This window comes from Pseudescherichia sp. (genome assembly GCF_031998825.1).
Taxonomy (GTDB): Bacteria; Pseudomonadota; Gammaproteobacteria; order Enterobacterales; family Enterobacteriaceae; genus Pseudescherichia.
In genome coordinates, this window is record NZ_DAMACX010000090.1 from 1 (window position 1) to 7,066 (window position 7,066).

Annotated in this window: 9 protein-coding genes; 7 read left to right on the top strand and 2 right to left on the bottom strand. The window is 54.9% G+C overall.

Annotated elements, in window-relative coordinates:
- The 4 genes from RTP97_RS20900 to cgtA form a co-directional block, all read left to right on the top strand.
- Positions 1 to 101, top strand: a 101-nt coding sequence (locus tag RTP97_RS20900) for a bL21 family ribosomal protein (RefSeq protein ID WP_312417047.1), incomplete at its 5' end; no start/stop codon positions are given.
- A gap of 20 nt (positions 102 to 121) precedes the next feature.
- A complete protein-coding gene (gene rpmA / locus RTP97_RS20905; protein ID WP_017457338.1) occupies positions 122 to 379 on the top strand; it encodes a 50S ribosomal protein L27 in 258 nt (85 codons plus the stop codon).
- Positions 380 to 472: 93 nt separating this feature from the next.
- Positions 473 to 1,438: a DMT family transporter gene (locus RTP97_RS20910; RefSeq protein WP_312417038.1), complete on the top strand. Its 966-nt coding sequence runs from the start codon at positions 473 to 475 to the stop codon at positions 1,436 to 1,438.
- Positions 1,439 to 1,453: 15 nt separating this feature from the next.
- On the top strand, positions 1,454 to 2,623 hold the full coding sequence (cgtA, locus tag RTP97_RS20915; RefSeq protein ID WP_312228812.1) for an Obg family GTPase CgtA: 1,170 nt from the start codon (positions 1,454 to 1,456) through the stop codon (positions 2,621 to 2,623).
- Between the two features lie 774 nt (positions 2,624 to 3,397).
- On the opposite strand, the gene dacB is transcribed toward cgtA, so the two are convergent.
- Positions 3,398 to 4,831 carry a serine-type D-Ala-D-Ala carboxypeptidase gene (gene dacB / locus RTP97_RS20920; protein WP_312417041.1) on the bottom strand — a complete coding sequence of 478 codons (1,434 nt, stop codon included), beginning with the start codon at positions 4,829 to 4,831 and terminating at the stop codon, positions 3,398 to 3,400.
- A gap of 247 nt (positions 4,832 to 5,078) precedes the next feature.
- Between dacB and greA the strand changes: the two genes are divergently transcribed.
- The gene (gene greA / locus RTP97_RS20925; protein WP_042390099.1) at positions 5,079 to 5,555 is read left to right on the top strand and encodes a transcription elongation factor GreA; all 477 of its coding nucleotides are present in this window, start codon (positions 5,079 to 5,081) and stop codon (positions 5,553 to 5,555) included.
- Positions 5,556 to 5,709: 154 nt separating this feature from the next.
- Here greA and yhbY read toward each other — a convergent pair whose 3' ends face one another.
- Positions 5,710 to 6,003 (bottom strand): ribosome assembly RNA-binding protein YhbY, encoded by a 294-nt coding sequence (gene yhbY / locus RTP97_RS20930; protein ID WP_042390674.1) that lies wholly within the window; start codon positions 6,001 to 6,003, stop codon positions 5,710 to 5,712.
- A 125-nt stretch (positions 6,004 to 6,128) separates the two neighbouring features.
- On the opposite strand from yhbY, the gene rlmE reads away from it, so the two are divergent.
- Together rlmE and RTP97_RS20940 are read left to right on the top strand one after the other, a co-directional pair.
- Positions 6,129 to 6,755 carry a 23S rRNA (uridine(2552)-2'-O)-methyltransferase RlmE gene (gene rlmE, locus RTP97_RS20935; RefSeq protein WP_042390101.1) on the top strand — a complete coding sequence of 209 codons (627 nt, stop codon included), beginning with the start codon at positions 6,129 to 6,131 and terminating at the stop codon, positions 6,753 to 6,755.
- 102 nt (positions 6,756 to 6,857) lie between these two features.
- Positions 6,858 to 7,066 (top strand): ATP-dependent metallopeptidase FtsH/Yme1/Tma family protein (locus RTP97_RS20940; protein ID WP_312417045.1); only part of this gene is annotated, 209 nt, incomplete at its 3' end.

Sequence of the window (7,066 nt, forward strand, 5' to 3'; positions counted from 1 at the left end):
AAGTTAAAATCGTTAAGTTTCGTCGTCGTAAACACTACCGTAAGCAGCAGGGCCATCGTCAGTGGTTCACTGATGTTAAAATCACTGGCATCAGCGCTTAAGACTAGGGGAGCAGATTTAAATGGCACACAAAAAGGCTGGCGGCTCAACTCGTAACGGTCGCGATTCAGAAGCTAAACGTCTGGGCGTAAAACGCTTTGGCGGAGAAGCAGTACTGGCAGGTAGCATCATCGTTCGTCAACGTGGTACCAAATTCCACGCTGGCTCTAACGTAGGTTGCGGCCGTGACCATACTCTGTTCGCTTTGACTGACGGTAAAGTTAAGTTCGAAGTTAAAGGTCCGAAAAACCGTAAGTTCATCAGCATCGTTGCTGAATAAGTTTTTCGCGTCCCGGTAACGGATGAAAGCCCCGCAATACGTTGCGGGGCTTTTTACATTCTGTCCCGGTAAATTATTTGCAGGGAATAGGGCATGAAGCAGCAGGCAGGCATTGGGATCCTTTTGGCGCTAACGACAGCCATGTGCTGGGGTGCATTGCCCATTGCCATGAAGCAGGTGCTGGAGGTGATGGAACCGCCCACAATCGTGTTCTATCGCTTTTTAATGGCGGCGATAGGTCTCGGCGCTATTCTGGCCATCAAAGGCAAACTGCCACCGATGCGTATTTTCCGTCAACGCCGCTGGCTGGTTTTGCTCGCTATTGCCACCGGGGGCCTGTTCGGGAATTTCATTCTCTTCAGCTCCTCTCTGCAATATTTGACCCCGACGGCCTCGCAGGTGATTGGACAACTCTCACCGGTGGGCATGATGGTGGCTAGCGTCTTTATCCTGAAGGAGAAGATGCGCGGCACCCAGGTCATTGGGGCGATAATGCTGCTTTGCGGGCTGGTAATGTTTTTCAACACCAGCCTGATAGAGATCTTCACCAGACTGACCGATTACACCTGGGGTGTGATCTTCGGCGTCAGCGCCGCCGCGGTCTGGGTGAGCTATGGGGTCGCGCAAAAGGTGTTATTACGCCGGTTGGCCTCGCAGCAGATCCTCTTTTTGCTGTACACTTTATGCACAATAGCACTGCTGCCGCTGGCGGAGCCTGCCACGATAGCCCAGCTTAGCTCCTGGCAGCTGGCCTGCCTGATCTTCTGCGGCCTCAATACGCTGGTAGGATACGGCGCGCTCGCTGAGGCGATGGCGCGCTGGCAGGCGGCGCAGGTGAGCGCATTGATCACGCTTACCCCGCTGTTTACGCTGTTGTTTTCGGATTTATTATCACAGGCCTGGCCCGATGTTTTCGCCAGACCGATGTTAAACCTTTTAGGTTATCTCGGTGCGTTTGTCGTGGTTGCGGGCGCTATGTATTCCGCCATAGGCCACCGCCTCTGGGGACGCTGGCGCAAGCGTGAAGTGATTGTCACTTTACCCCGCTCAGGCGAATGAGTAACGGAGAGTAAAATGAAGTTTGTTGATGAAGCTACGATTCTGGTCGTGGCAGGTGACGGCGGTAACGGCTGCGTAAGCTTTCGTCGTGAAAAATATATTCCGCGTGGCGGCCCTGACGGCGGCGACGGTGGTGACGGTGGCGATGTCTGGCTGGAAGCGGACGAGAACCTCAACACCCTGATCGACTACCGTTTCGAGAAGTCTTTCCGCGCCGAGCGTGGGCAGAACGGCCAGAGCCGGGACTGTACCGGCAAGCGTGGTAAAGATGTCACCGTTAAGGTGCCGGTAGGAACGCGCATCATTGACCAGGGCACCGGCGAGACCATGGGCGATATGACCAAACACGGTCAGCGCCTGATGGTGGCGAAAGGCGGCTGGCACGGTCTGGGCAACACGCGCTTTAAATCCTCCGTCAACCGTACCCCGCGTCAGAAAACGATGGGCACGCCGGGCGACAAGCGCGATCTGCAGCTCGAGCTGATGCTGCTGGCCGACGTCGGGATGCTGGGCATGCCTAACGCCGGTAAATCGACCTTCATTCGCGCCGTCTCCGCAGCGAAGCCGAAAGTGGCGGACTATCCGTTCACCACTCTGGTGCCGAGCCTTGGCGTAGTGCGTATGGACACCGAGAAGAGCTTCGTGGTTGCTGACATTCCGGGCCTGATTGAGGGCGCGGCAGAGGGTGCAGGGCTGGGTATTCGCTTCCTGAAGCACCTCGAGCGCTGCCGCGTCCTGCTGCACCTGATCGATATCGATCCGATTGACGGTTCCGATCCGGTTGAAAACGCGCGCATCATCATTGGCGAGCTGGAGAAGTACAGCGAGAAGCTGGCCGCTAAGCCGCGCTGGCTGGTCTTCAACAAGATCGATCTGATGGATAAGGCTGAGGCCGAAGAGAAGGCGCAGGCGATTGCTACGGCGCTGGGCTGGGAAGATAAGCACTATCTCATCTCTGCGGCCAGCCAGCAGGGCGTAAAAGACCTGTGCTGGGACGTTATGACCTTCATCATCGAGAACCCGCTGGTTCAGGCTGAAGAAGCGAAGCAGCCGGAGAAAGTCGAATTCATGTGGGATGATTACCACCGTCAGCAGCTTGAAGAAGCTGACGTCGAAGAAGACGATGAAGACGACGACTGGGATGAAGAAGACGACGAAGGGATCGAATTCATCTACAAGCGTTAATCCAGTAGAAACCTCGCCCGTAGGCGTAATGCCAGTCAGTTAAGCTGACTGGCATTTTTTTATTGGAAAACATGAAGAATATGTAGGTCTGACTGTGTTTCCGTTCACTTCTAATCTCCTGCTTATCTGAAAATTCTGCACACGTGAACGTGCCAGGGTGGCTCGCCGCCACCACCCTGGCGACCCGGGCTCCCGGCAGGGAAAATCGCCGCTGCGCGGTTCCCTCGGCTTATCCCTTCCGGCTACCGGGTCGGGCGAGATGCAACGTCCCTGTAAGTCACGCCCTCAGCCCGCATCCATGCGGGCTGCCCCGGCCAGAAGTGAACGCCTCGGCGATTTTCAGCCGGACCCAACACCTCGCTTTGATATCGTGCTTATAGCGGCTTCAATGTTGCTGTAAGTTCCGGTCTAACAGCGCGGGTGTTGAGTCCCCGCTGAAACCGGCGAACCGGAGACCGGATGACAAGGACTGGACGCCAGGGAGGGCGGCCAGAGGCGAAACGAGACACGACGTCGAGTCGAGCCGGCCGTCGGTCAGCCGGACGGGAGGTGAGCGCAGTGCGCAGCACCGGTTTCCCCGCGGGGCCGCGGGGATCGATAAGGGGGCCGCGGTGGCCCCCTTATCCCGTTCACGTGTGACGTGCGTTATATATTCAGTCTAATTTGAGGTGAACGGAACACATATGCCAGAGTCACATATTTCCCTTCTTCTTCAGCTTAACTAAAAAGCATTATGACCATGAGCCGGGGTTTTTGTTTGTTGACGTCGGCGAATTAATTATTCTGGTAAACGTCTTTGTAGAGCCGGCTCTCGAAGCGTACCAGTGGAATACGGCGGTTACGCTGGTCGGCAGGCTCTACCGCATAGCCGGAGAGATACTGCACAAAGGCCATGCGCTGGCCGCTGGCAGTGGTAATAAAGCCCGCCAGGTTGTACACCCCCTGCAGGGAGCCTGTCTTCGCCGACACCTTGCCGTCTACGCCTGCCGCATGCAGACCGGCACGGTACTGTAACGAGCCATCATAGCCCGCCAGCGGCAGCATTGAGATGAAGTTCAGCTCGGTGTCATGCTGGGCGATATACTGTAGCACCTGCATCATGGTAGCCGGAGAGATCAGATTATGGCGCGACAGGCCGGAGCCATCCACCACAATGCTGTTACCCAGATCGACTCCCGCCTGCTGGCGTAGGATCTGCCGTACGGCATCCGCCCCCGCACGCCACGTGCCCGGCACGCCAAAGCGCGCATGGCCAATGGTGCGAAACACGGTATCAGCGATCATGTTGTCCGACTTTTTCAGCATAATCTTTAAGAGATCGTGCAGCGGCGCGGACTGCTTGCTGGCGATCACCGTTCCCGGCTCGTTAACCAGCGTCTGGCGCAGCAGCGTACCGCTGTAGGTAATCCCGGCCTGCTTAAGCTCATCCTTAAGCACGGCACCGGCGTAGCTCGCCCCGTCCTGGATGGCAAAGGCCAGCGGCAGCGGGTCGGCGCGCTGGGTCAGGCAGCCGGTCAGCGTAAAGCGGTTGAGATCGCCCGGGACGACGTCCAGCTCGCAGTACTGGGCATCAGGGGAGCCTTTCGCCAGCGTGCGCACCTGGCTGAACATGGTGACGGGGTAGTAGGAGGCGATGCGGATAAACGCCAGCTCGTTGGCCTTCTGGGCGCTATAGAGCGATACCGAGAAGCAGTTGCGATCGATAATCGCGGCGGCAGGCGGCGCGCTGAAGCACTGGGTCATGTCGTTCCACGGCCAGCCGGGGGCTTTATCGTGGCTGGCAAACACCGAGGTATCGATCAGCACGTTGCCATCGATCTGCTGTACGCCGGATTTTTTCAGCACCGCCACCATATTGCGGATATCCTGACGTTTTAGCGTCGGATCGCCGCCAAATCGCGCCACTAAATCCCCTTTTAGCACCCCGTTCGCAACATTACCTTTACTCTCAAGCGTGGTGGTAAAACGGAAATCTGGCCCGAGCTGCAGCAGGGCAGCCAGGCCAGTGATCACCTTTTGGGTACTGGCGGGCAGGGCCATCTGCTGGCTGTGGTAATCAATATCGGGAGCCTGGGCACCAACCTTCTGCACCATCAGGGCGAGGTTTGCGCCAGCAGGGAGCTGGTTAATGTACTCATCAACGTTCGCAGCCTGCACATTCAACGCTATACTGGTGGTCAATCCGATGACATATCTGGAAAATCGCATAATCTCGCGCTAGAAACCTGGAAACAGGCCGTCATACTACGGTGCATCGCACCGGAAAGTAAACGATGACCCATAAGGAACTTCCGGGTAAAATGCGTATCAAATTGAAAAATTGCTGCTGACCTGGAGCCTTGTCTCCGGGTCGGTTTTCTTTTGCTTTTGTCCCCCCTCCTTTGCGCGGTATGCGGGGGTAAAGCTGCCGGGGCGGGGCCACCGCTCCCTACAGGAATGTTTAAGAGGTATAACAATGCAAGCTATTCCGATGACCTTACGTGGTGCTGAAAAATTACGCGAAGAGCTGGATTTCCTGAAGTCCGTGCGTCGTCCTGAAATCATCGCTGCGATTGCCGATGCCCGTGAGCATGGCGACCTGAAAGAGAATGCCGAGTACCATGCTGCCCGCGAGCAGCAGGGGTTCTGCGAAGGGCGTATCAAAGACATTGAAGCCAAGCTCTCCAATGCGCAGGTGATCGACATCACAAAAATGCCTAACAATGGCCGCGTGATTTTTGGCTCGACCGTTACCGTGCTGAATCTCGATAACGACGAAGAGCAGACCTACCGTATCGTGGGTGATGACGAGGCGGATTTTAAGCAGAATCTGATCTCGGTAAACTCGCCGATTGCCCGTGGTCTGGTCGGCAAAGAGCAGGACGATGTGGTCGTCATTCGCACGCCGGGTGGCGAAGTGGAGTATGAGATCCTCAAGGTAGAATATCTTTAATTACGCGCCAACCTGTAATATGTTGACGTAATGTAAAGATAAGAAAAAGGCCGCATAGCGGCCTTTTAACAACGTCAAGAGCGTGGCATTTTGCTTGTCAGCTTGCGGAAAACCCCTCGTTTTACACAGATTTTGTGTTCTATCCAGGATATTCTTAGCGTGGCAGCGAAATTTTACGCTCCTTCGATGGGCGGTACAGCACCAGCGTTTTACCGATGACCTGTACGTTAGAGGCGCCGGTTTCACGAACAATCGCTTCCACGATCAGCGTCTTAGTTTCGCGGTCTTCGGTAGCGATCTTGACCTTGATTAGCTCATGGTGCTCTAGCGCTTGTTCAATCTCGGCCAGTACCCCTTCGGTCAAACCATTGTTGCCAAGCATAACTACAGGCTTGAGCGGATGTGCCAGACCTTTAAGGTGCTGTTTTTGTTTAGTACTCAGATTCATCGTATATTTTTGCTTACGTTGGGATTGAAAACGGTTCATTCTACCGCCATCTCCAGTGTATCGCCAAATCGGCTGTGCTGATAGTTGATAGCCTGCTACTCACGATGAACAACTTGGATATAGAGATGACAGGTAAAAAGCGTTCTGCCAGTTCAAGCCGCTGGCTTCAGGAACACTTTAGCGATAAATATGTGCAGCAGGCGCAGAAAAAAGGGTTACGTTCCCGCGCCTGGTTTAAACTTGATGAAATACAGCAAAGTGACAAGCTTTTTAAGCCAGGCATGACGGTTGTCGACCTGGGGGCAGCGCCGGGCGGCTGGTCACAGTATGTGGTCACGCAGATTGGCGGCAAGGGGCGAATCATCGCATGCGATCTTCTTCCTATGGATCCCATCGTTGGCGTCGACTTCCTTCAGGGCGATTTTCGTGATGAATTAGTCGTAAAGGCGCTGCTTGAGCGCGTTGGCGACGAAAAAGTTCAGGTGGTCATGTCTGACATGGCCCCCAACATGAGCGGAACACCGGCGGTGGATATTCCCCGCGCCATGTATCTGGTGGAGTTGGCGCTGCAGATGTGCCGCGACGTTCTCGCACCGGGCGGAAATTTTGTAGTGAAGGTGTTTCAGGGCGAAGGTTTCGATGAGTACCTAAGAGAAATTCGCTCTCTGTTTACGAAGGTAAAAGTGCGTAAACCGGACTCTTCGCGTGCACGTTCACGCGAAGTGTACATTGTAGCGACCGGGCGAAAATGATAAACCGTTGATATCAAACCCAGGTTTGAATGAGACGGGATACAGAGTATCCTGACGCTGTTTTTAACACAGTTGTAATATGAGGTTAATCCCTTGAGTGACATGGCGAAAAACCTAATACTCTGGCTGGTCATTGCCGTTGTGCTGATGTCAGTATTCCAGAGCTTTGGGCCCAGCGAGTCGAGTGGCCGTAAGGTGGATTACTCTACCTTCCTGCAAGAGGTCAATCAGGACCAGGTTCGCGAAGCGCGTATCAACGGACGTGAGATCAACGTTACCAAGAAAGATAGTAACCGTTACACGACTTACAT

Bases quoted from the DNA above. Each gene is read 5' to 3' on its own strand.
- dacB (WP_312417041.1), bottom strand. From the start codon at position 4,831: ATGCGATTTTCCAGATATGTCATCGGATTGACCACCAGTATAGCGTTG.
- RTP97_RS20910 (WP_312417038.1), top strand. From the start codon at position 473: ATGAAGCAGCAGGCAGGCATTGGGATCCTTTTGGCGCTAACGACAGCC.
- rlmE (WP_042390101.1), top strand. From the start codon at position 6,129: ATGACAGGTAAAAAGCGTTCTGCCAGTTCAAGCCGCTGGCTTCAGGAA.
- rpmA (WP_017457338.1), top strand. From the start codon at position 122: ATGGCACACAAAAAGGCTGGCGGCTCAACTCGTAACGGTCGCGATTCA.
- greA (WP_042390099.1), top strand. From the start codon at position 5,079: ATGCAAGCTATTCCGATGACCTTACGTGGTGCTGAAAAATTACGCGAA.
- yhbY (WP_042390674.1), bottom strand. From the start codon at position 6,003: ATGAATCTGAGTACTAAACAAAAACAGCACCTTAAAGGTCTGGCACAT.
- cgtA (WP_312228812.1), top strand. From the start codon at position 1,454: ATGAAGTTTGTTGATGAAGCTACGATTCTGGTCGTGGCAGGTGACGGC.